The organism is Verrucosispora sp. WMMC514 (assembly GCF_027497295.1).
Classification (GTDB): domain Bacteria; phylum Actinomycetota; class Actinomycetes; order Mycobacteriales; family Micromonosporaceae; genus Micromonospora; species Micromonospora palythoicola.
On sequence record NZ_CP114906.1, the window covers coordinates 1,102,348 to 1,122,722 of the forward strand.

The following is a 20,375-nucleotide window of genomic DNA, read 5'->3' on the forward strand; positions in this document are numbered from 1 at the left end:
CTCAGGTGACCAGGGTTCCGTCCGAGATGCTGGCCGACGGCTCGCTGCCGGGAAGGACCGCAATCGCCGACCCGAAGTCCGGAAGCAGCGCCGCGTACGCCTTTTCCAACTGGACCTGGCAGGTGGTGTAGTCGTCGGCCACCACAATGGCATGCCCGATTCGGCCGCCGAATCGGGCCGTCGGAGCCTCCGGCGCCGTCCACAGCGACTCGACACCGTCGGGCAGCCGAGCGGGTCGGCTCGTGGGTACGGTGTCTTCGACGGTGTCACCGTAACGGAAGATGATTCCGGCGGTACGTCGCCGCATGTGCCGCAGCCGCGGTTGTCTCCCGAGCGCCGTGTCGACCGCCGCCGCGACCAGATCGACGCCGGTGGCCAAGGGCACCAGCCGGGAGATCAGGTCACCACCGAGCCGGGCGTTGAGCCCGATCAACCGGGGTCCGTCGGCGGTCAACCGTACCTCGGTGTGGGTGACGCCCTCGCACAGCCCGAGCGCGGCGTGGGCGGCATCGACGGCACGGCGTACCGAGGCCAGGTGCTCGGCCTGCTGAGGAACTGAGATCAGTCGGCTGGCTGTCGCGAGTCCCGGCCCTGGTCCGGCGTGCCGGCTTCCGGCCGCGACCACCTGCAACCGGCCGCTGTGTACCAGAACTGACTCGACGCTGATCTGCGGCCCGTCCAGGTACTCCTGCACCAGAGCGCCGTCGGCGCCGGCCGCCCCGGCATAGGCGCGGGCCAGATCCGCCGGGCTGCGAACCAGCCGCACCCCGGTGCCGCCGGTCCCCGAACGCGGCTTGACCACGACCGGGTACCCCAGCTCAGCGGCGGCGCGGAGGGCCTGAACCTCGTCGGTGACCAGGACTGACTGAGCCGACGGCACCCCCGCGGCGGCCCATGCCTGGCGCAGCCGGTGCTTGTCCCGGCAGGCGCGGGCCGACGGCACGGGATGACCGGGTAGCCGCAGCGTGCTGGTGGTGGCCGCGGCGGTCTCGATCCAGTCCTCCTCCCAGGTCAGCACCGCGTCCACGGACTCTTTCCGAGCCAGTAGCAGCACGGACGTCAGGTCGTCGGCGGCGATCCGGTGTACGGAGTCGGCGTAGCGGATCTCCCAGGTCGCCGGAGACTCCTGGGCGAGCACCACGTCGTGCTCGGCGGCGACTGATGCGAGCTTGTGCTCGCGGTCCAGGTCACGTCCGCTACCGAGAATCAGGATCTTGGGCATGATGGATCCTTACGTCGCGAGAGCTTCGGGCGATGAATCGGTCTCCGCCGAGTCGGCGGGCCCCGGTCACGTCGAAGAGGGCTCACCCCTCGAGTTGCGAGGCGAGCAGGTCGACGTACGCGCCACCGGCGGCCACGAGTTCCTCATGGGTTCCGGTCTCGATCATTCGTCCGCCGGACAGCATGACGATCCGGTCGGCCGTCCTGATGGTGGAGAGCCGATGCGCGATGATCAGTGTGGTCCTGCCGTGCCGGGCTTCGTTCATCGCCTGGTTGACCGCCTGTTCGCTCGCGGCGTCAAGGTTTGACACCGCCTCGTCCATGACCAGGATCGGGGCGTTCTTGAGCAGGGCCCGTGCGATCGCGATCCGTTGCCGTTGACCGCCGGACATGAGCGCGCCGAGTTCACCCGCGATGGTGTCGTAGCCGTCCGGCAGTGTCGTGATGAACTCGTGGGCCTGGGCGGCCCGCGCGGCAGCCTCGACCTCCTCGTCGGAGGCGTCGGCGCGGCCGAGACGGATGTTCTCCCGCAGACTGGTGTTGAACAGGAAGGTGTCCTGCGGAACCAGCGTCATGAGTCGGCGAAGGTCCTCCTGCGGGAAGTCGCGAACGTCGTGTCCGCCCACCGAGATCGATCCAGCGGTGACGTCCCAGAACCTCAGCAGCAGGTTGGCGCAGGTCGACTTCCCTGCGCCGGAGTGCCCCACCAGGGCGACCGTATCGCCGGGGCGGATCTCGAAACTGACATCTCGTACTGCGGGAGTCAGGTCGCTGCGGTAGGCGAAGGTGACAGCGTCGAAGCGCACATGCGGCACGATCGGGCCCTCGGGCGGTTGGTTGACCAGGTCCGAGACAGGGGCGGGTGCGTCGAGCAACGTGTTGATGCGGTCCGCTGACGAGGCCACCACGGACAGCTCACGCGCGACCTCGGTCACCTTCAGCACGGGCAGCATCGCCATCGCCGCGAGCACGACGGCGACCGGGAAGAGAGCGCGGTCGAGTTCCCCCGCGACGACGAGCCACGCGCCGAGGGTCAGCACCACGAGTATTCCCAGCAGTGCGATGGTGTCTGTGGCGGCGTACTCGATGCCGCTGCGGCGTCCGTGCGCGGACTTCGCTTCGGCCAGCCGGACGCTCTGTTTGCGGAGCAGCCCGAGTCGCTGGGAGTGTGCGCCGAAGTTCACCAGTTCACGGAGTCCCTGAAAGGTGTCGGTGTTGTCGGCACTGATCTGGCTGAGCGAGTCGCGTAGCTCGTGTCCGTGTCGTTCGGCCTGACGCCGCAACCATGCCGGTACTGAGGCGAGAAGTACCAGCACCGGAACCAGGACGCAGGCCAGCGACCAGTGGAACCAGCCGAGTGCGACGGTGGTGGCCACGGGCACGGTCGACGCGACCGCGAGCGGACTGAGGGTGTGGGCGAAGAACAGCTCGATCTGTTCCACGTCTGCGACTGCGGCGGAGCCGAGGTCGCCGGAACGCCGTTCGAGCATGTAGCCGGGCGAGAGCCGTTCGAAGGCGGTGTACACCTTCGCCCGGGTGTCGGCCAGTGCGCGGAAGGCAGCGATGTGGGCGTAGGTGCTGTCGGCGATGCTCAGGACGACCAGCGGCACGATGAGGGCGACGAGTGCGATCAGCCAGCCGGTGAGCTGGTCCAGCGGGGCTCCCGTGGCGGCTCGTGCCACCACGTAGGCGCCGATGCCGGATGAGGCGAGCAGGAGCAGTTGATGCAGCGCGCCAGCCAGATAGGCCACCAGGATGAGCCGGCGGTGCTCGCCCAGGAGGGGCATCAGGCTCCTCAGCCTGGTGATCAGCGACCGGCCGTGCCCGTCTCCCGTGTCGTGGTCGTGGTCGTGGTCGTGGGAATGAGTGTGGACAGTCAAGGTCATGCGAGCGCACCAGCCTGGGTAGCGACGAGTTCGGCGTAGAGGCCCTTGCGTGCCACCAGGTCGGGGTGACTGCCGAATTCGACCACCCTGCCGGACTCCATCACCACGATCCGGTCTGCGCCGCGCACGGTGGACAACCGGTGCGCGATGATGATCGTCGTCCGACCGAGGGTCAGGTCACCGAGAGCCTGGGTGATCTCCGCCTCATTGGCGGCGTCAATGCTGGACGTCGGCTCGTCGAGCACAAGCACGGGAGCGTCCTTGAGAAGCGCACGCGCGATCGCGATGCGCTGCCGCTCGCCGCCGGACAGTTTCAGGCCGCGTTCGCCGACGACAGTGTCGAGGCCCTGGGGCAGGAGGGTGATGAAGTCAGCGGCCTGTGCAGCGGTCACCGCGCGTCGGATCTCCTCGTCGGTGGCGTCGGGTCTGGCCAGGAGCAGATTGTCGCGAACGGTGCCGTGGAACAGGTAGGTGTCCTGTGAGACCACACCGATCATCGATCGCAGGTTACGCAGGGCTAGCTCCCGGATGTCGCGATCATTGATGCGGATGGACCCCGCGTCGGTGTCGAAGTAGCGCATGAGCAACCCGATGATGGTGCTCTTACCCGCCCCCGAGCGCCCCACGATGGCCACCCGTTCGCCCGGCGTTATGACCAGGTTGAACCCGTCCAGTGCCGGTGCCCGCCGGGTCGGGTAACAGAATCGAAGATCGCGGAACTCCAGGCCCGGAGGATCGCAGGGCCATTCCGGTGCCGTGGTTGCCGTGTCTTTCACCACCGGTTCCAGATTCAGCACGTCGGCGACCGCGCGGCCGGCTGGGATGGCGTAGTAGGCCGAGTGGTAGGCCGCCTCCAGTTCGGTCATGGGCCGGAACGTCTCGCGGGTGAGCATCAGAATCGTGAACAATCCCGCGACGCTCACCGAGCCGGTGGCAGCGTGCCAGGCGCCCAGGCCCACCGCCGCCGTGGTGCCGATCGGGACCATCAGCGCGCCGATACTGGACGTGCCGCACCAGGCCACCATCAGCCCGATGGAGTCACGGCAGAATGCCTCCCCGCGTTCGATCAACTCTCGGCCGCGCCGGCCGCTGGCATTGAATGCCTTGAGTGTCGCCATCCCCTGCACAGCGTCCAGACTTTCCGAGTACATGCTTCGGTAGGAGACCGTCCAACGGCTGCCACGTTCCCTGATCGACTTCTCCCCGGCCAACTTGGACAACGGAGCAAGCAGCGCACACGCCAGCACGACCAGACCCACTACCGGATCCACCGCTATCACGTACATCGAAGCGAGACAGGAACCCAGCACCGACGCCAGCACCGACGGGACGAATCGACTCAGCAGCGGATCGAGCAACTCCACGGAGTCCACGAGCGTCGACTGCAGGTCGCCGGTACGCATCCGCTGAGCCTGTCCGGGACCGATCTCCATCAACTTCAGCGTCAGTCCTTCACGCACCGCCCCCTTCACCCGGGCCGACACCCGCGGCGCCCACGAGTCCCGCGCCACGATCAGCGCGATCCGAAGCACCTGCAGCACGCCGATCACGACCAGTGGCGCCGCCAGGCCGGCGATGTCAGCCGACGAGAAGACCGTGGACAGTAGGTCCGCGATCATCAGGCCTTGGCCGACATAGGTCGCTGTCACCAGCAACATCAGCCCGACCAGGCCGGCGATCTCCACCCATGACCGCGGACGCAGGCCAAGGAACAACTTCACCGTCGACCACACGCCGACACCTCCACACTGACGAGATCACCCGACCGCAGGAAACCGGCCCTCGTGAGTCGGCCCTACCGTCGCTTACGATAACGGAAACCGTTATCCTTTCAGGCGACAAGCCACGCTTTTGATTAGTGCACCTGCTCGGGTGTCTGTCCGGTTCGGTCGGCCGGGGCGCGACGCAGCATCGATGCGAGTCGGTCGACGACCTGCGCGTCAAACAAGCCGTTGGCCGCCATCCACTCGTCGTTGAAGACAGTGTCGAGGTACTTTTCACCGCCGTCGCACACCAGTGCGACGATGGTGGTCCCCGGTCCTACGCTCTGCGCACGCTCCAGCGCCTTGTAGACCACGCCCCCCGCCGAGCCGCCCACGAGGATGCCGAAATTCCGGGCCAGGTAACGGCAGGTCTCGAAGGCCTCCGAGTCGCTGACCTTGATCCCCTCGTCGATCAAGCGGTAGTCGAGGGTGTCACAGATCTCCGACACCACCGGCGTCCCGGTGCCTGACTGGTGGTACGGAGCCTCCTCCCCGCCGAAATTCACAGAGCCCACCGGCTCGACACCGACGATCCTCAGCTCCGGGATGCGCTCCCGCAGGACACGACCGGTGCCGCAGAGCGAGCCCCCGGTGCCGACAGCCCCATACAGGTAGTGGATGTCCTCGCCCAGATCGTCGTACAACTCGCGGGCGAGTGGCCGGTAACCGTTCGGGTTCCCCGGATTACTGTCCTGCGAGGTGCAATACGCACCCTGCTCGGCCGCGAGCCGGCGAGCCGTGGCGTACCGTTCGGCGGTGGCCAGTCCATTGTCGTCTCCACCGACGTTCAGCAGCTCGGCGCCGTAGGCGAGCATCCCGCGCAGCTTGTCGACACTGGAATGGTTGTCCACCACGGCGGTGAACTTGTAGCCGCGTTCAGCGGCGATGAGCGCGAGGCCGATCCCGGTGTTGCCGGAGGTGGCCTCGACCAGCCACCCGCCGGGGGCTAGCAGCCCCTGCTCCTCGGCCTCGTCCACCATGTTCCTGGCCATCCGGATCTTGGCGGTACCGGTGGGGTTGTACTGCTCCAGCTTGAGCAGGACGGTTCCCGCCCCGCCCGATACCGACAGTCTGAGCAGCGGCGTCCGCCCGATCAGATCGGATACCTTGTCCCTGATCATTGCTCACCCTTCGCACAGATTCGCATCAGACAACGCACAAAGACGTCGTTGTCCTCGGGAAGCGACAATGAGGCTCGGATAAAGTTCTCGTACCCCGGCTCACGCCAGGCCTTGACGACGATCCCGACGCGGTGCAACTCCTGGGCCACCCAGTCCGAGCGGCACCCCGTGTCGATGAACACGAAGTTGGCCGACGACGGTGCTACGCGGAAGCCCGCTTCGCGCAACCCGTACGTGACCCGAGCGATCTCGAGGCCGGTCCGGCGGACGGTCTCCGCCAGGTGCGCGTGGTCACGCAGCGCGGCGATGGCCGCGTCCTGAGCCAGCTGGTTGACGTTGTAGGGTGCGCGAACCCTGTCCAGCGCCTGGACCAGGGCGGTGTCGGAAGCGACGCCGTATCCCACCCGGATACCCGCCAGGCCGTACGCCTTGGAGAAGGTGCGCAGGACGATCCACGGCCGAGGCTGTTCGCGCAGCACCGCCAGCCCGTCGGGATAGCCCGGGTCGGGTCGGGCAAACTCGCAGTACGCCTCGTCGAGCACCAACAGAGCCGACTCCGGGGTCTCGGCCACGAGGTGCTCCAACTCGCCGACGTTGAGCATCGCACCGGTCGGATTGCAGGGATTGGCGAGGAAAACCAGTTTCGGGCCCGCGGCCAGCGCGTCATGCCAGGCGGACGCGTCGAACCCGAACTCCGCGGTGACCGGGACCTTCTCGACCCGCGCGCCCACCATGCGGGGAAAGATCTCGTGCAGGCTGAAGCCCGGTGCCTGAGTGGTCACGAGGTCGCCCGGATCGAGTACCGCCTGGCACAGCATCTCCAGGATGTTCTCCGAACCGTTGCCGAGGACGACGCGCTCGACAGGTACCGCCAGGCGCTCCCCGACAGCCTCCGCCAGCCGTCTTCCGGTGGGGTCGGGATACCGGGAGACGCCGCGGTCCAGACGCCTGCGTACCGCTTCGACCACCGCCGGCGAGGAGCCGAACGGGCTTTCGTTGTTGGACAGCTTGATCGCGTGGGCGGTGCCGCTGAGGGCGGCCACCGCATCCGGGTCGGCGCCGGGATCGTAGGCGGGCAGGCCCGCCACCACCCGGCGCACCACGGATGCCGAGGTCGCCGCCGCGACGGCACCGGCCTCGACCGCGCTCACCAGAAATCGACCCGCTGGCCACGCCCGGCCGCCAGTGCGAGGTCGGCGATGTACCGGCCGAGCGCGGCGTCGGTGACCGCCATCCCGCTGTTGTAGGCGAAGACCACATCGCCGGACTCACGTCGAGCCGGTGTCCGGCCGAGCAGGATGTCGGGCAGCTCGCCGTCGATCGGGGGCAGGCTCCCGTCCGGGCCTCGCAGTTTGCCGCAGGTGACCTTCATCTGCGTGATGTCGGTGGCGATCCGGTAGTCGGCGCCGTGGAACACGTCGTGTACGCCGTAGCCGAGCAGGACGGAGATCGATCCGGGCTTGACCCAGTCGCGCTGGACCACCTTCGTCACGGACAGACCGGAGGCGCCGATCAGGATGTCCGCTTCGCCGGCGGCTTTCTGGAGGTCGTCCACGATCTCCACCTCCCGACCGTCGACACTGTTCTGAACGGCCCGTAGACCGTCGGGATAGGTGCCGCACACCTGCAACCGCTCCAGATTCGGAAGCGCCGCGACCAGCATCGGCAGGGCCATCTGCCCCTGAACGCCGGTGCCGATGACCAGGGCGGTGCGAGCGTCCGGGCAGGCCGCGCGGGCGAACAACGCGCTGCTGGCCGAAGACCGCAACGGCCCCAGTTTCACCACGTCCATCAGTGCGATGGGCGTCCCGGTGGTGTCGTCGGCGATGAAGATGAACGAGTGGAACCGGTAGTCATCGCGGCGGCGGCTCGGGTCGAACTCGTAGACGGCCTTGAAACACACGGTGTTGGTGCCGCCGTCCCGGGCCACCATCGAGTAGCTGAGCGAGTGATCGTCCGGGTCCTCGATGACCGTCTTGACCGGGTTGTTCGACCCGTTCTCCCGCAGAGCGCGGTAGGCGCCCTCGACGACCTCGAGTACCTGCCGGTAGTCGAAATTCAGCCCTTCCTGCTCCGACTGCGGCAGCAACCACAGCTGTCCGGGGGCGGCGTAGCTCTGTGACATGCGCGGGTTCTCCTTCGTGTCGAGGTTGCTCAGATTCCGTCCAGTCGCCAGCGCGGTGATCCGTGACCGAGCCGGAGGACCGCTTTCAACGGCAGCGCCGTGTCGTGGAACCGGGATTCGAGGAAGTCTGAGTGGTAGCCGGCGGTGTTGAGGTAGACGAGGTGGTCACCGGGGCGTACCGGCCGGGCGAACCCGATCTTGCGCCAGGTGACCATGTCGTTCTCCAGACAGGTCGAGCCCGCGACGCAGGCCGGGAACTCCTCGTCGGCAACAGACTGGGCGGAGAGCAGGATGGGGTCCGGCAGATAGTCGGTGTTGAACCACTGTTCGCAGAGGCTCAGGCTGTTGCCCGCGACGGTGGCGATGGCGTACCCGTCGGTGTCGCGCCGGTCTTCGACCTGTTGCACGCGGAACACGGTGAAGCCGGCCTGATCCAACAGCGACCTGCCCGGCTCGACGATGAAACGGATCCCGTTGCGGACTGCCTTCGCCGACAGGCTCTCGTCGCCGTCGACGGGATGGTTCATGATCATGTGTGCGGCCTCGGTGGTGGGCAGTCCTCCGTACGGATAGAAGTGCAGGCCCCTGGACGTCTTGGTCCCGTGGTAGTGGGCCGGCTCGTTGTGCTGAAGGAACTCGTCCCAGAGCCGCGGATCGACGTAGCGCATGGGTAGACCACCGCCGATGTTGACCAGGTCGGCGGCCTGTGCGCCGCGCCGCTTGGCGTCGAGGCAGTATCCGATCATCTCGTTCGCCGCCGCCGCCCGTTCCTCGGGCGAGTAGCCGTTGAGGTGGAACGAGAATCCGCGGAGGCTCACGTGTTCGATGAGCTCCAAACACTGATCGACTGCCGCGTCACGCTCGGCTGCGGCCATGCCGAAGCGACTTCCCGGCTGGCTCCCGGTCCGAGCCCGCAACAGCACTCTCACCTGTCGATGCGCGACTCTCGCGGTGGCGGCCAGCCGGCGGAGTTCGCTGACCGAATCGACGGCGACCAGGCAGTCGTGCTGGACACCGAGAGAGTGCAGAGTGTCGTCCTTCTCCGGGCCGGAGATGCCGATCCGGTGTCCGGACACTCCACCGGCCAGGGCTTTGACCAGTTCGGCGGCGCTGGCGACGTCGACTCCGATGCCGGCGGCGGCGGCCGACCGGACGAAGCAGTCGGCCTTGTTCGCCTTCTTGGCAAACAGGATCTCGACGTCAGCGCCCGTCTCGGCGAACGCCTGCCGAAGCACCGCGATGTTCTCTTCGAAGACCTCCGGCAGCACGACGTGCAGCGGTGAACCCAGGCCGTCCAGGAGTTCGGCAAGCAGGGCTCGATGGCCATCCACAAGCGTGGAGACCGTGGGATGCCGAAGGGCGGTGAGCGCGAAGGGGTGGACTTCGCTCAGCATCGGCTCAGTTACTGATTGCGACGTGGTCACCTCGCCATGTCTACTAGACTTGATAACCATGTGCAATAGGCGATCGATGTTGGTCGCTCCCCCTGATGACCTCACAGAGGGGTGCCGTCGTTGTCGTCCTGAATGGAATTGCCCGCCGTGGCCCTTCGCTGCCGCCGCGCGGGCTGCTAGCCTGCCACCGATGAAAACGACAACGGGTATCAGAGTCATGACTGCTGCGGTGATGCTGGTCCTCGCGGGGTGTTCGAGCGGCGAGCCCTCCGGCGCGCCCGCTCCGGCAGCGTCAGCGGCGCCGGGTGGAACGACCTACCCGCTCACCATGAAGAACTGCGGCACCGACGTCACCTTCGAAGCGGCGCCACAACGGGTCGTCACGCTGAACCAGACGGCAGCCGAGATCCTCATCAAACTCGGGGTGGGCGACCGGGTCGTCGGATCGGGTTACGAGATCTACAAGCCACCGGCCGAGATGGCCGAACCCTACGGGAAGATCCCGCAACTGGGTCCACGCGGCGAGCCGGTCAAGCACGAGAAGCTGCTGGAGGCGCAGCCGGACTTCGTCTACAGCGGTTTCGGGAGCTTCCTCACCGCAGAGCAGGCCGGCGATCGCAAGCAGTTGCACGACCTGGGCGTGGCAACCTACGTGACCGAGTTCGACTGCAGCTACCACGTCAGCGTGCCGGACGCGGACTTCGACATGTTGTATGACGAGTACCGCGCCCTGGCCAAGATCATGAGTGTTCCAGATGCCGGGGAGAAGCTGGCGGCTGAACAGAGGGCCCTGGTGGAGCAGGCGATGGGCGCTCTGAAGAACAAGGACAAGCCGCTGAAGGTGCTGTGGTTCTACTCCACCTACGACGGCACTCCCTGGGCAGCGGGTCCCGGCGGTCTGCCGCAGCACGTCTCCGACCTCGTCGGGGTGCAGAACATCTTCGACGACGCGAAGACCAAGTGGGCCGAGGTGAGCTGGGACGAGGTCGCCGCCCGGAATCCCGACGTCATCATCCTGGCCGACCTGACCAGGGGTGAGCCCAACGACACCGCGGCGCAGAAGATCGCCCTGCTCAAGAAGGACCCGCTCACCAGCAAGCTCGGCGCGGTGACAGGCGACCGTTTCATCACCATCCCCGGCGCCCAGATGGACCCCTCCTACGGCAGTGTGGAAATGGTTCCCGCCCTGGTCGAAGGTCTGAACAAGTTCCGGTGAGCGGCCGACGACCATGACGACGAACCTGCACAAAGCCGCTAGGCGCGCCTCGAACCCGATCACCGGCTCCAAGCCGGCGCCATCGCGTCTGCGGCGCGCCTCGGTGGCGGCCATCATCCTCCTAGCCATGGTCGGACTGTTGGCGTCGATCATCGCGGCGTCCCTGTTCGGCAGTGCGAACATCAGCGCTCTTGATGTCGTCTCCACGATCCTGCGGCACATCGGCCTGGGCGAGATCGCCCCGAACCCGCCGCTGCCGAGATTGCTGGACGCGCTGATCTGGGAGTCACGCTTCCCGCGCGTGCTGCTGTCCGCGCTCGTCGGCGCAGCACTGGCCGTCTCGGGAGCGGTCCTGCAGGCGATCACCAGGAACCCGCTAGCCGACCCCTACCTGCTGGGGGTCTCCTCCGGCGCCTCGACCGGAGCGGTAGCCGTCATCCTTCTGGGGATCGGTGGCGGCATGTCGCTGTCAACCGGAGCTTTCATCGGCGGTCTACTCGCCTTCGGCCTGCTGCTGCTCCTGCTCGGTGGAGGACGCGTCGCCAGCCCCACCCGCGTGGTGCTCACCGGTGTGCTCGTCTCCCAGTTCTTCGCCGCTGTCACCTCGCTCATCCTCATGATCAGCGGGGATGCGAACTCCACCCGCGGCTTTACCTACTGGCTGCTCGGTACCCTCGCGGGCGCCAGATGGGACGGAGTGGACTTCACCGCCGTCATCATCCTGGCCGGGGTGGTGGCCATCCTCTTCTTCGCGCCTTCCCTGGACGCCTTCACCTTCGGCTGGGACTCCGCAACAGCCCTGGGCGTCAACGTCACAGCGGTCCGCATCTGGCTGATGGTGCTGACCTCTCTCATCACGGCGGCCGCCGTGGCCGCCTCCGGCGCGATCGGCTTCGTCGGCCTGCTCGTCCCGCACGCGGTCCGCATCCTGGTCAGCCCGATGCACCGCACGTTGCTTCCGCTGTCGGCGGTCGTCGGCGCCATCCTGCTCATCTGGGTGGACACGTTCGCCCGAACGGCGTTCACGCCACATGAACTGCCCGCCGGCGTCATCACCGCGCTCCTCGGCGCGCCGGCCTTCGCGCTGGTCCTCAAGCGTCTGGAGTCCTGATGGGCCGCATCAACGCCACCGAAATCTCCTGGTCGGTCAAGGGTCATCAGCTGCTTGACAACATCGAGATGGCCGCTCACGACGGAAAGGTTGTCGGGCTTCTCGGCCCCAACGGCTCCGGCAAGTCGACACTGCTGCGCCTGCTCGCCGGATTGCGCCGCCCCGACACCGGCACCGTCCGATACGACGACACCAGCCTGCGCGACCTGAGCCGCCGGGTGCTCGCCCGGCGGCTCGCCGTCGTCGAGCAGGACGTGACCGCCCACAACCACGTCAGCGTCCGGCAGGTCGTCGAGCTCGGCCGCACACCGTTCCGGGGCCGCTTCGACGCACTGACCGAGCACGATCAGCGGATCATCGATGCGGCACTGGAACGGGTCGGTATCACCGACAAGCAGCGCCAGAGCTGGCACACCCTGTCAGGAGGCGAGAAACAACGCGCTCAACTCGCCCGTGCCCTCGCCCAGGAGCCCCGGGAGATCCTGCTCGACGAACCCACCAACCATCTCGACATCCGCTACCAGCTCGAACTGCTCGAACTGCTCGGATCGCTGAGGGTCACCTGTGTCGTCGCCCTGCACGACCTCAATCTCGCTGCACGCTACTGCCACCACGTCGTCGTCCTCGACCACGGGCAGGTGTTTGCCGCCGGCACGCCCGCGGCAGTGCTCACCACCGAACTGATCAGATCGGTATACGGCGTTGAGGTACTGGTCGACCGTGAGCCCACCGCGGGCACTCTCCGCATCACCTACCTGGCTGCCACCGCCCCGCGAACAGCTGACGCGACAGCCATCGCGGGTTGACGTCATCCGTGACTGGAGAACGTACACATGCTTGACAACGCCGTGGCGGTCACTCCCGCGCCGACCCCCCTGCTGCGAAGCCCGTCCTTCGTCCGGCTCTGGACCGGCACGATGGCCTCCGGCGTGGCGACGTGGGCACTGCCGTTCATCCTCGGTCTGGCAGTCCTCGACCGGTCGCTGACCGGCGTCGGGCTCGGAGTTCTCCTGGCCACGCGCACAGTGGGTTTTGTCGCCGCCATGCCGGTCGCCGGTGTGCTGGCCGACCGGTACTCCCGGAGGAAGACGGTGCTCTGGTCCGGGCTGACGGCCGCCCTCGCCACGCCGGTGATGGCGATGAGTCTGGAGCGGTCGCTGTTGGTGGCCGCAGCCGCGGCGTTCGTAATGGGCGCTGGTCAGGGCGCGTGCCGCCCAGCTTTCCAGGCACTGACCGCCGAGGTGGTCGCCGAGCCACAGCGGCAACAGGCCAACGCCGCCATCACCCTCGCGGTCCGGGTCACCACCCTGGTGGCGCCGACGCTTACCGCGCTACTGGCCGTAGCCGTCTCCACGCCGGTGCTGCTGTGGGGCGTCGGCGCCCTGTGGTTGGTGGCCGCTTTGGTTCCTCCCCCGGGGAACGATTCGCCTCCACCTTCGACCACCAGGCCGAACATTCTGGCCGACTTCGCCGACGGATTGCGCGAAGCCCGTAGGCATCCCTGGTTCGTTGCCGGCCTGGCCGCGTTGACTGCGGTGATCGCCACCGGGTACTCGGCCACCTTCGTGGTGTTGCCACTGGTCAGCCGGGACCGCTTCGGCAGCGAGGCCGTCCTGGCGGCCGCGATGACCACCTACACGATCGGCGCCCTCGTCGGTGCCATGATCATTGCGAGATGGCGGCCCCGGGCCCAGGGCTGGTCCGCGCTGGCCGGGCTTGCGCTCTACGGACTCGTGCCGCTGAGCCTGCTGCTGCCGGTGAACCCCGTAGTGATCTTCGCCGCGTATGTGCTCGCCGGCATCGGCATCGAGCTGTTCAACGTTCCCTGGTTCACCGCCACCCAACGCGAGGTCGAGCCCGCCAAACTCGCCCGGGTGTCCTCACTCGATTTCTTGCTCTCCTACGGACTCGCACCGGTCGGTCTTGCGCTCATCGCACCCGCGATCGACCAGTTTGGCGCAACCGTGGTTCTGGCCGTCTGCGCGGTGGTGTGCTTCGCCGCTCCAGCGGCGGCGGCGGTGGTTCCCTCGTCCCGAGGCTTCTCGGCGAGCCACGGCAAGTCGAACGCAAGACTGCAGTAATCAATGGCCTCGTCGGGCGAGAGTGATCGAGGCCCGGTGCCGGCTACCGGCTCGTCGTTCCAAGACCTCCGCGTCACGGCCCCGCTTGCCGGGCGGTGTCCGGCTCAACAGTCGCGCAGCTCAGGAGACTGGTTGAGCAACTGGCCCCGTACGGAGACGAAGCGGCGGTAGGCGTCGGAGTCAACGGCGGAGAGCCGAAACGCCGCGACACGGTGGCAGTTCTGGAAGGCCAGTTTGACACCGAAGTGGCGCTCCAGGCTGGACCGGATGGCGTCGCTGGCCAGGGCGCGTAGGAGTTGGCCGCGTTCGGCCTCGCTCGGCGGTGGGACGACGTTGTCGGCGAAGTCGACGTCCGACGACTCCAGGTCGGCCGCCACGCGGCTGACGACCTGCCAGGCGTACGGCAACGATTCACGGACGCAGGCCACGAACTCCTCATCATCGACAGGTCCCGATTCTGCGGCGCGCAACAGGCCCGGTGACACGGTGAGAGACATACTTCTCCTCACACACAGTAACGCCCACGATTGTCGTTGGCGTCGCGGCATGAGCACACCATGTCACGATCGATGCGTCAATGGCGGCGTGGGCCGCAGCGGAGCGAGCTGGCCGTGCTTGGCTGGATGGCGGTGGCCGCTGGCGGCGAAGTCAGCCGGCCGGAGGGTCGGCGCGAGACCCGGTGGGTGAGGGTCCCGCGCCGACCGGATCCGCCTCCCGGAGGCACCCCTTGCCTCAGCGGACCGCAGAGTTGTCAACGGGGTTCAATTGCAGTGATCAGGCCAGCACCTCGAAGGTGAAGGTCTTCGGACCGGAGGTGATGGTGCTGCCGTTGGAGGCCAGCTTGCCGGTCACCTCGAAGGTGACGGCGTAGGTGCCGGCGGCGTCGAAGCCCCAGTTGACGTGGGCGTGGGTGTTGCGGTTGACGTTGAGGCTGTCGGGCAGGCCGTTGCCGCTGTCGAACAGCACCGTCGGGGTGCCGCCGGAGACGGTGTAGATGCTGAATCCTGCCGGCCCGCTGACGTTTGTGAGCTTGAAGGTGACGCGGTTGTTCTGGAAGACGCCGCTGGGCACCTCGGTGGTGTTCCAGCCGGCCCAGAGCAGTCCGGCGGTGTTGCTCTGGGGCAGCACCCAGGCCTGGCCGCCGGTGCCGAGGAACGACCAGGCGCTGCCGCCGGGCACGGTGAGCTTGGCCGCGGTGGGAACGCGTAGGACCACGTCGGCGGGGTTGCGTTCCACCGACGGGGTGACAGTGTCGTCGAGCACGTTGACGGCCAGTGCGCCGCCGGCGTAGTCGACGTCGATGACGTCGACGTGGCCGCTGGTGAGCACGATCGGTGCTGCGGCGGCGGGGGTGGCGGTGCCTGCGAGCAGTGCTGCGGTCAGGGTGAGACCGGCGAGGAAGCGGCTGCGGGTACGCACGGGGCTCACGACCGGACCACGACGCGCAGGGTGGCGGGTTCGCTGGTGACCCGCTGGCCGGTGGCGGCGAGAGTGCCGGTGGCGCGGAAGGTGATGCGGTAGGTGCCGGCGCAGTCGAAGGCCCAGTTGGCGTGCGTGTGGTCGCCGGCGGTCACCGCGATGGTGTCGGGCAGGCCGTCGCCGCTGTCGGCGAGGATGGTGGGCTGCCCGACGGCGTTCTCGGTGTAGATGGCGAGCTGCCCGGGGCCGCTGACCGACTGCAGCTTGAGAGTGAGTGCGTCGGAGGTGAAGGTGCCGGCCTCGACCTCCTCGGCGGCGATGCCGGGCCACACGAGGTTTGTGTTCTGGATCTCGGGCAGGATCCACACCTTCGACACCCCGGGGGTGCCGAGGAACCCGAAGGCGGGGTCGTTGGGGACGGTGACCTTGGCCTGCCGCTTGACGACGATCTTGACCTCGTCGGCGGCGTACTCGACGTCGTTGTCCTCGTCGTGGACGCCGAGTTCCAGCTCGCCGTCCTCGTAGGCGATGTCGACCAGGTCGAGGTGCCCAGAGCTGAACGTCACCACGGATGCCTGCGCCGGTGGCGCTGCCGCGAGCAGCGCCGCGGTCACCGCTCCGGAGGCGAGCAGCAGGCGGATGGGCTTACGCACAGAGGAACTCCTTCCCGTGGTCCCCATTGGACCACAGCCAAGAGGAACGATAGTCGTTTTCAATAGAACGGGGAAGGGTCGACCAGGAGCCGTTTCCCACCGCCGGCCCGCGGTCCTGCCTACCGCAGCGACGCCGAGGGGTCCTGTGGCCGCGTGAGATCGGGAATCGACGAAGATCGGGCGACGTCGGCGGATTCCCGCCCACGGGCACGGCGCATCCGTCTGGTCAGCAGGCCGTGTCGTGGGGCGAACAGCCAGGCGGCCAGGAAGATGACGGTGGCGACCAGGACTACGGTGCCGCCGACCGGAGTGTCGTAACTCCAGGACAGGTACAGCCCGACGAGCGCCGACGTGCCGCCGATCACCGGGGCCAGCAGCATCATCACGCCGAGCCGGTCGGTGAGCAGGCGGGCCGCCGCAGCTGGCGTGATCAGCAATGCCAGGACGAGGATGTTGCCGATCGTCTGCAGGGAGATCACCACGGCCAGGGTGACCAGCACGTAGAGCACGATGTCGAGCCAGAAGACCGGCAGCCCCATCGAGCGGGACATCTCCCGGTCCAGGCAGACGGAGACGAACTCCTTGTGCAGTGCGAGCACCAGACCGAGGATGACCAGGCCGGTGCCGCCGACGACGTAGAGGTCCCGGTCCGGAATGCCGGTGATCGAGCCGAACAGGAACTGTTGCAGTGACCCGGCGTATCCGGGTGCCTGCGAGATGATCACGATGCCGAGGGCGAACGCGCCGACCAGGAAGACCCCAATGATCGAGTCCTCCTTGACGCGCCGGTTCTGGGAAAAGATCGCGATCAGCAGTGCGGTGACGACGCCGGCGACGGCACCGCCGAGGACCAGGCTGCCCTGTAGGACGAAGGCGACCGCGATACCGGGAAAGACCGCGTGCGCCACGGCGTCGCCGATGAAGGCCATCCCGCGGAGCACGACGTAGCAGCCGACGACGCCGCAGACGATGCTGGACATCACCGCGATCGCCAGCGCCTTGGGCAGGAACGCGAGGTCGGGGTTGAACAGGTCGGTGAGGAAATCGGTGATCGACATCAGGTCGCCCTCACGAGTTTCAGCAGGGGTGAGGTTTCGCTCACGCCGAAGGTCTTGGTCCACAGCTCGGCGTCCTGCAGATCCGCGGGGTGCCCATCGGCGATGACCCGGCCGTTGAGCAGGACCAGGCGGGTGCAGGTGTCCACTGCGGCGACGAGGTCGTGGGTGGTCATCAGCACCGCGTGCCCCTCGCCGGCCAGGCTGGTGAACAGCAGGCCCAGCAGTTCCTGGGTGGGCATGTCCAGGCCGGTGAACGGCTCGTCGAGCAGCAGGATGCGCGGCGCGAGGGCGAGAGCCCGGGCGACCAGGACGCGTTGGCGTTGCCCACCGGACAGCTCACCGACCGGCCGCCGGCGCAGTTCGGTGAGCTGTACGCGGTCCAGGGCGTCGCCCACGGCCCGCCAGTCGGGCACACCGGGGCGGCGGAGCAGCCCCATGCGGCCGGTCCGACCGCTCATCACGGCCTGCTCCACGGAGATGGGAAAGTCCCAGGCGAACTCGTGACGCTGCGGGACGTAGCCGATCTCGGACCGGCCGGGACGCGCCGGTCTGCCCTCTACCAGCACCCGACCGGCACGGGTGCCGGTCAATGCCAGGATCGCGCGCAGCAATGTGGTCTTTCCGGCACCGTTGGGTCCGAGCAGCCCGACCAGCTCGCCGCGGTCGAGGTGCAGCCGTACGTCCCGCAGGACCGCCCGGCCGCCGAGGTCCACGTCCAACCCGTCGATCTCCAGTGCTCTCACCGCTGATCCTCCGGTGCGGCGATCGCGCGCTCCCGCTCGGCCCGTCGTCGGGCACCGCGTCCGCGCAACAGCAGAACGACCAGGCCGACAGCGAGCACGACGGCAGTCCCGGCCAGCACCGTGATCAGGAGCGTCTGGGAACCACCGGCCTGGTCGTCGGCTCCGACCGGGTCCTGGCCGGGCGGTTCCTGGCCATCCGGCGCGGCGATGTCCGCGGTGGCGGCGAAGGCCTCGTCGGCGCTGGTGGCGTCTCCCACGGCGAAGCGCAGTGTCCGGGTCGCCGACACCTCCTCGCCGTTGACCAGGTCGGCCGACACCCGCACGGCGACCAGGTAGACCCCCGGTGCGGAGAAGACCCAGTTCGCATGGGTGTGGGTGTTGACCTCGACCCAGAATGGCTGGGCCGTCGACTCGGCCGACCGCCACAGCGGCTGCGGCGGCGCGAAGTTGCCCGACTGGAGGTAGGTCGTGAGGGTTCCTGGACCGCGCACGCCGAGCAGGGTCAGGGTGACCCCCCGGTCGATGGTCTGCATCACCCGGGGATCCTGGGTATTCCAGCCGAGCCAGACGACATCCTGGGCCTGGACCTGCGGCACCACGTACGCCTGCTGGCCGGCCTCGATGCCGAGGAAGGCGTACGCCGGGTCGTCGGGAACGGTCTGCTGCGCGGCGTCGGACACCCGCAGCAGCGTGTCGTCGGGGTCACGCCACACCGGTTGCGCCTGGGTGCCGTCGTGGATCAGCAGGGTCCACCTGTCATCGACGTAGCGGGGACCGATGTCGATGTGTCCGGCGGACAGCTCCACCCGGCCGGTGGCGAGGGGCTGGTCGGCCGCGATCGACTGGCTGAGGTTCGGCGTCGGCTCGGCCGCCCGCGCCGGGGCTGGTGCCAGGGCCTGTGCCGTCGCCAACCCGATCGACGTCGCGAGCGCGCCGCGCAGGATGACTGTGGTAGCGCGGGTGCGGCGCGCCCGTCCTGCCATCACTGATTCCTCCATCACTTGTTCGTGGTCAGGCAGTCGCGCAGCGATTCGGCGTTGAACCGCATCATCTCCGCGTAGGTGGTGACGTCGCGGTCGAACGCGTCGCCGTAGATCGGGCACACCCGCAGGTCCTCCTCCCGGGCCACCTCGGTCAGGGTGGCGGACCGGGCCGCCAGGTTCGGCTCCAAAAAGACGGCGGGGATGTTCAGGTTGCGGATCGTCTCGGTGAGCCGGCGACGGTCGGCCAGGCTCGGCTCGGCGGCCGGGTTGGGTGTGACGAAGCCGGATATCTGCACGCCGTACGCCTTGCCCAGATAGCCGAACGCGTCGTGGGTGGTGACCAGGTGACGCCGCGACTGTGGAATCTGCGCGACGGTGTCCCGAACGTACGTGTCGAGCTCCTCCAACTGCCGCAGGTAGGCCGAGGCGTTCGCGCGGTAGTCGGCGGCGCCCCCAGGGTCCACGCCGATCAGGGTGTCCCGGATCAGCTGCACGTACGCGATGGCGTTGCGGACGTTCTGCCACAGGTGCGGGTCGATTTCCCCGTGCACGTGCTTGCCGAGGACCGCCTGCGGAAGCTGGTAGACCTGGGTTCCCGGCCGGCCGAGGAACCGGAACCGCCGGTCGCCGGGCACCTCCAACAGCGCCTTGTTCGGCACCTCGATGACGGTGCGCGCCGGGTCGTGCACCCGTTGGGTCGCCTCGCCGCCGCCCTCCGGGTCGGCGAGCAGGTAGAGCCGCCGCTGGTCGAGGTCGACCGTGACGTCGGCGTGCCCACCGTTCAGTACCTCCGACATGCCCGGCAGCGAGTGCGGGTCCACCCCGACGGCGAAGGTGAACACCTGCTCGCCCATGGGCACGGGTGCCGACTGCGGGTCGACGGCCAGCCGTGCCTGCATCCTCAGCCGGTAGACACCCGGCTCGGTGAACGCCCAGCTCATGTGGGTGTGCGCGTCAGGTGGAAGCGTCGCGGTGTCGTCCCGGTAGCCGTTGGCGGGGTCGAACCCGTCGCCGGAGTCGACGTAGAACGACGGGTTGCCGAAGGACTCGGTCAGGTACGCGAGCATCCGACCGGGTCCGTCCGCGCCGGTCGCGCTGAGCAGCACCTCCGAGGACCGGTTCGCCCCCAGCGCCGCGCCGGTGCCGCGTACCCGCATGCCCAGCCAGATGGTGTCCAGCGACACGTCCTCGACCAGCGGAATGATGTCCGCCGCGTACTTCACCGCCCCCTCGGCCAGCGAGACGTTCGGTACGCCGTCACGCAGGTTGGCGTCGAGCGCCTTGATGACGGCCTGCTCCTCAAGGAGCAGGTAGTTGCTGAACGCCACGTCGGCGTAGACAACGTCGCGGATGTCCCGCAGCGACGGCTCGTAGCTGTGCGGATCAGCACCGTCCGGCACCATCGAGGTGACCCTCACCCGGTCCCCGCCCACGTTGCGGGCCAGATCCCGCAGGATGCCGGTGGTCGTCAGAACCTGGACCCGCTGGTCGTGCGAGCTCAACGCCACCTCCGACCGACAGCCGCCGGCGAGCAACGCGACCAACAGCGGCAGCACGACCAGCCGCCGTGCGCCGACCCGGCGGCTGCCAGTCCTCGTCAC

18 protein-coding genes are annotated in these 20,375 nt (G+C 68.0%); 4 read left to right on the top strand and 14 right to left on the bottom strand.

Translation table 11 applies throughout. The annotated features are described in order from the left end of the window. Position 1: 1 nt before the first annotated feature. From O7597_RS04950 to O7597_RS04980, 7 genes are all read right to left on the bottom strand, one after another. Positions 2-1,222: an ATP-grasp domain-containing protein gene (locus O7597_RS04950; RefSeq protein ID WP_281582127.1), complete on the bottom strand. Its 1,221-nt coding sequence runs from the start codon at positions 1,220-1,222 to the stop codon at positions 2-4. An 82-nt stretch (positions 1,223-1,304) separates the two neighbouring features. Continuing rightward, positions 1,305-3,008 carry an ABC transporter ATP-binding protein gene (locus tag O7597_RS04955; RefSeq protein ID WP_281582128.1) on the bottom strand — a complete coding sequence of 568 codons (1,704 nt, stop codon included), beginning with the start codon at positions 3,006-3,008 and terminating at the stop codon, positions 1,305-1,307. Between the two features lie 95 nt (positions 3,009-3,103). Continuing rightward, complete coding sequence (locus O7597_RS04960; RefSeq protein WP_269737935.1) at positions 3,104-4,840, bottom strand: ABC transporter ATP-binding protein; 1,737 nt, start codon at positions 4,838-4,840, stop codon at positions 3,104-3,106. A gap of 122 nt (positions 4,841-4,962) precedes the next feature. After that, entirely contained in the window at positions 4,963-5,991 is a 1,029-nt protein-coding gene (locus tag O7597_RS04965) for a cysteine synthase family protein (RefSeq protein ID WP_269737936.1), read from the bottom strand. Then, positions 5,988-7,142, bottom strand: a complete 1,155-nt coding sequence (hisC, locus tag O7597_RS04970) for a histidinol-phosphate transaminase (RefSeq protein ID WP_281582129.1) — start codon at positions 7,140-7,142, stop codon at positions 5,988-5,990. The genes O7597_RS04965 and hisC overlap by 4 nt, the downstream gene beginning before the upstream one ends. Then, positions 7,139-8,116, bottom strand: coding sequence for an ornithine cyclodeaminase family protein (locus O7597_RS04975; protein ID WP_281582130.1), 978 nt, complete (start codon positions 8,114-8,116; stop codon positions 7,139-7,141). Before O7597_RS04975 ends, hisC begins: the two co-directional genes overlap by 4 nt. A gap of 29 nt (positions 8,117-8,145) precedes the next feature. After that, positions 8,146-9,570: an alanine racemase gene (locus O7597_RS04980; protein ID WP_281582131.1), complete on the bottom strand. Its 1,425-nt coding sequence runs from the start codon at positions 9,568-9,570 to the stop codon at positions 8,146-8,148. A 16-nt stretch (positions 9,571-9,586) separates the two neighbouring features. Here O7597_RS04980 and O7597_RS04985 point away from each other — a divergent pair, with 16 nt between their 5' ends. The 4 genes from O7597_RS04985 (at position 9,587) to O7597_RS05000 (ending at position 13,918) form a co-directional block, all read left to right on the top strand. Further along, positions 9,587-10,726 (top strand): ABC transporter substrate-binding protein, encoded by a 1,140-nt coding sequence (locus tag O7597_RS04985; RefSeq protein ID WP_281582132.1) that lies wholly within the window; start codon positions 9,587-9,589, stop codon positions 10,724-10,726. A 127-nt stretch (positions 10,727-10,853) separates the two neighbouring features. Next, positions 10,854-11,837 carry an iron chelate uptake ABC transporter family permease subunit gene (locus O7597_RS04990; protein WP_281582133.1) on the top strand — a complete coding sequence of 328 codons (984 nt, stop codon included), beginning with the start codon at positions 10,854-10,856 and terminating at the stop codon, positions 11,835-11,837. Then, complete coding sequence (locus O7597_RS04995) at positions 11,837-12,643, top strand: ABC transporter ATP-binding protein (protein ID WP_281582134.1); 807 nt, start codon at positions 11,837-11,839, stop codon at positions 12,641-12,643. The genes O7597_RS04990 and O7597_RS04995 overlap by 1 nt, the downstream gene beginning before the upstream one ends. 27 nt (positions 12,644-12,670) lie before the next feature. Then, entirely contained in the window at positions 12,671-13,918 is a 1,248-nt protein-coding gene (locus O7597_RS05000) for an MFS transporter (protein WP_269737943.1), read from the top strand. Positions 13,919-14,022: 104 nt separating this feature from the next. Here O7597_RS05000 and O7597_RS05005 read toward each other — a convergent pair whose 3' ends face one another. From O7597_RS05005 to O7597_RS05035, 7 genes are all read right to left on the bottom strand, one after another. Then, positions 14,023-14,415: an SCO5389 family protein gene (locus O7597_RS05005; RefSeq protein WP_269737944.1), complete on the bottom strand. Its 393-nt coding sequence runs from the start codon at positions 14,413-14,415 to the stop codon at positions 14,023-14,025. A 277-nt stretch (positions 14,416-14,692) separates the two neighbouring features. Next, positions 14,693-15,346, bottom strand: coding sequence for a choice-of-anchor M domain-containing protein (locus O7597_RS05010; protein ID WP_269737945.1), 654 nt, complete (start codon positions 15,344-15,346; stop codon positions 14,693-14,695). Next, on the bottom strand, positions 15,343-15,990 hold the full coding sequence (locus O7597_RS05015) for a choice-of-anchor M domain-containing protein (RefSeq protein ID WP_269737946.1): 648 nt from the start codon (positions 15,988-15,990) through the stop codon (positions 15,343-15,345). The genes O7597_RS05010 and O7597_RS05015 overlap by 4 nt, the downstream gene beginning before the upstream one ends. A 119-nt stretch (positions 15,991-16,109) precedes the next feature. Beyond that, the gene (locus O7597_RS05020) at positions 16,110-17,048 is read right to left on the bottom strand and encodes an anchored repeat-type ABC transporter permease subunit (RefSeq protein ID WP_269737947.1); all 939 of its coding nucleotides are present in this window, start codon (positions 17,046-17,048) and stop codon (positions 16,110-16,112) included. Continuing rightward, positions 17,048-17,791: an anchored repeat-type ABC transporter ATP-binding subunit gene (locus O7597_RS05025; RefSeq protein WP_269737948.1), complete on the bottom strand. Its 744-nt coding sequence runs from the start codon at positions 17,789-17,791 to the stop codon at positions 17,048-17,050. The genes O7597_RS05020 and O7597_RS05025 overlap by 1 nt, the downstream gene beginning before the upstream one ends. Continuing rightward, positions 17,788-18,774 carry a choice-of-anchor M domain-containing protein gene (locus O7597_RS05030; protein WP_269737949.1) on the bottom strand — a complete coding sequence of 329 codons (987 nt, stop codon included), beginning with the start codon at positions 18,772-18,774 and terminating at the stop codon, positions 17,788-17,790. Before O7597_RS05030 ends, O7597_RS05025 begins: the two co-directional genes overlap by 4 nt. Before the next feature lie 14 nt (positions 18,775-18,788). Then, positions 18,789-20,375: an anchored repeat ABC transporter, substrate-binding protein gene (locus O7597_RS05035; protein ID WP_269737950.1), complete on the bottom strand. Its 1,587-nt coding sequence runs from the start codon at positions 20,373-20,375 to the stop codon at positions 18,789-18,791.

Bases quoted from the DNA above. Each gene is read 5' to 3' on its own strand.
- O7597_RS04950 (WP_281582127.1), bottom strand. From the start codon at position 1,222: ATGCCCAAGATCCTGATTCTCGGTAGCGGACGTGACCTGGACCGCGAG.
- O7597_RS04955 (WP_281582128.1), bottom strand. From the start codon at position 3,008: ATGCCCCTCCTGGGCGAGCACCGCCGGCTCATCCTGGTGGCCTATCTG.
- O7597_RS04965 (WP_269737936.1), bottom strand. From the start codon at position 5,991: ATGATCAGGGACAAGGTATCCGATCTGATCGGGCGGACGCCGCTGCTC.
- O7597_RS04975 (WP_281582130.1), bottom strand. From the start codon at position 8,116: ATGTCACAGAGCTACGCCGCCCCCGGACAGCTGTGGTTGCTGCCGCAG.
- O7597_RS04980 (WP_281582131.1), bottom strand. From the start codon at position 9,570: ATGGTTATCAAGTCTAGTAGACATGGCGAGGTGACCACGTCGCAATCA.
- O7597_RS04985 (WP_281582132.1), top strand. From the start codon at position 9,587: ATGTTGGTCGCTCCCCCTGATGACCTCACAGAGGGGTGCCGTCGTTGT.
- O7597_RS04990 (WP_281582133.1), top strand. From the start codon at position 10,854: ATGGTCGGACTGTTGGCGTCGATCATCGCGGCGTCCCTGTTCGGCAGT.
- O7597_RS04995 (WP_281582134.1), top strand. From the start codon at position 11,837: ATGGGCCGCATCAACGCCACCGAAATCTCCTGGTCGGTCAAGGGTCAT.
- O7597_RS05000 (WP_269737943.1), top strand. From the start codon at position 12,671: ATGCTTGACAACGCCGTGGCGGTCACTCCCGCGCCGACCCCCCTGCTG.
- O7597_RS05005 (WP_269737944.1), bottom strand. From the start codon at position 14,415: ATGTCTCTCACCGTGTCACCGGGCCTGTTGCGCGCCGCAGAATCGGGA.
- O7597_RS05020 (WP_269737947.1), bottom strand. From the start codon at position 17,048: ATGTCGATCACCGATTTCCTCACCGACCTGTTCAACCCCGACCTCGCG.
- O7597_RS05030 (WP_269737949.1), bottom strand. From the start codon at position 18,774: ATGGCAGGACGGGCGCGCCGCACCCGCGCTACCACAGTCATCCTGCGC.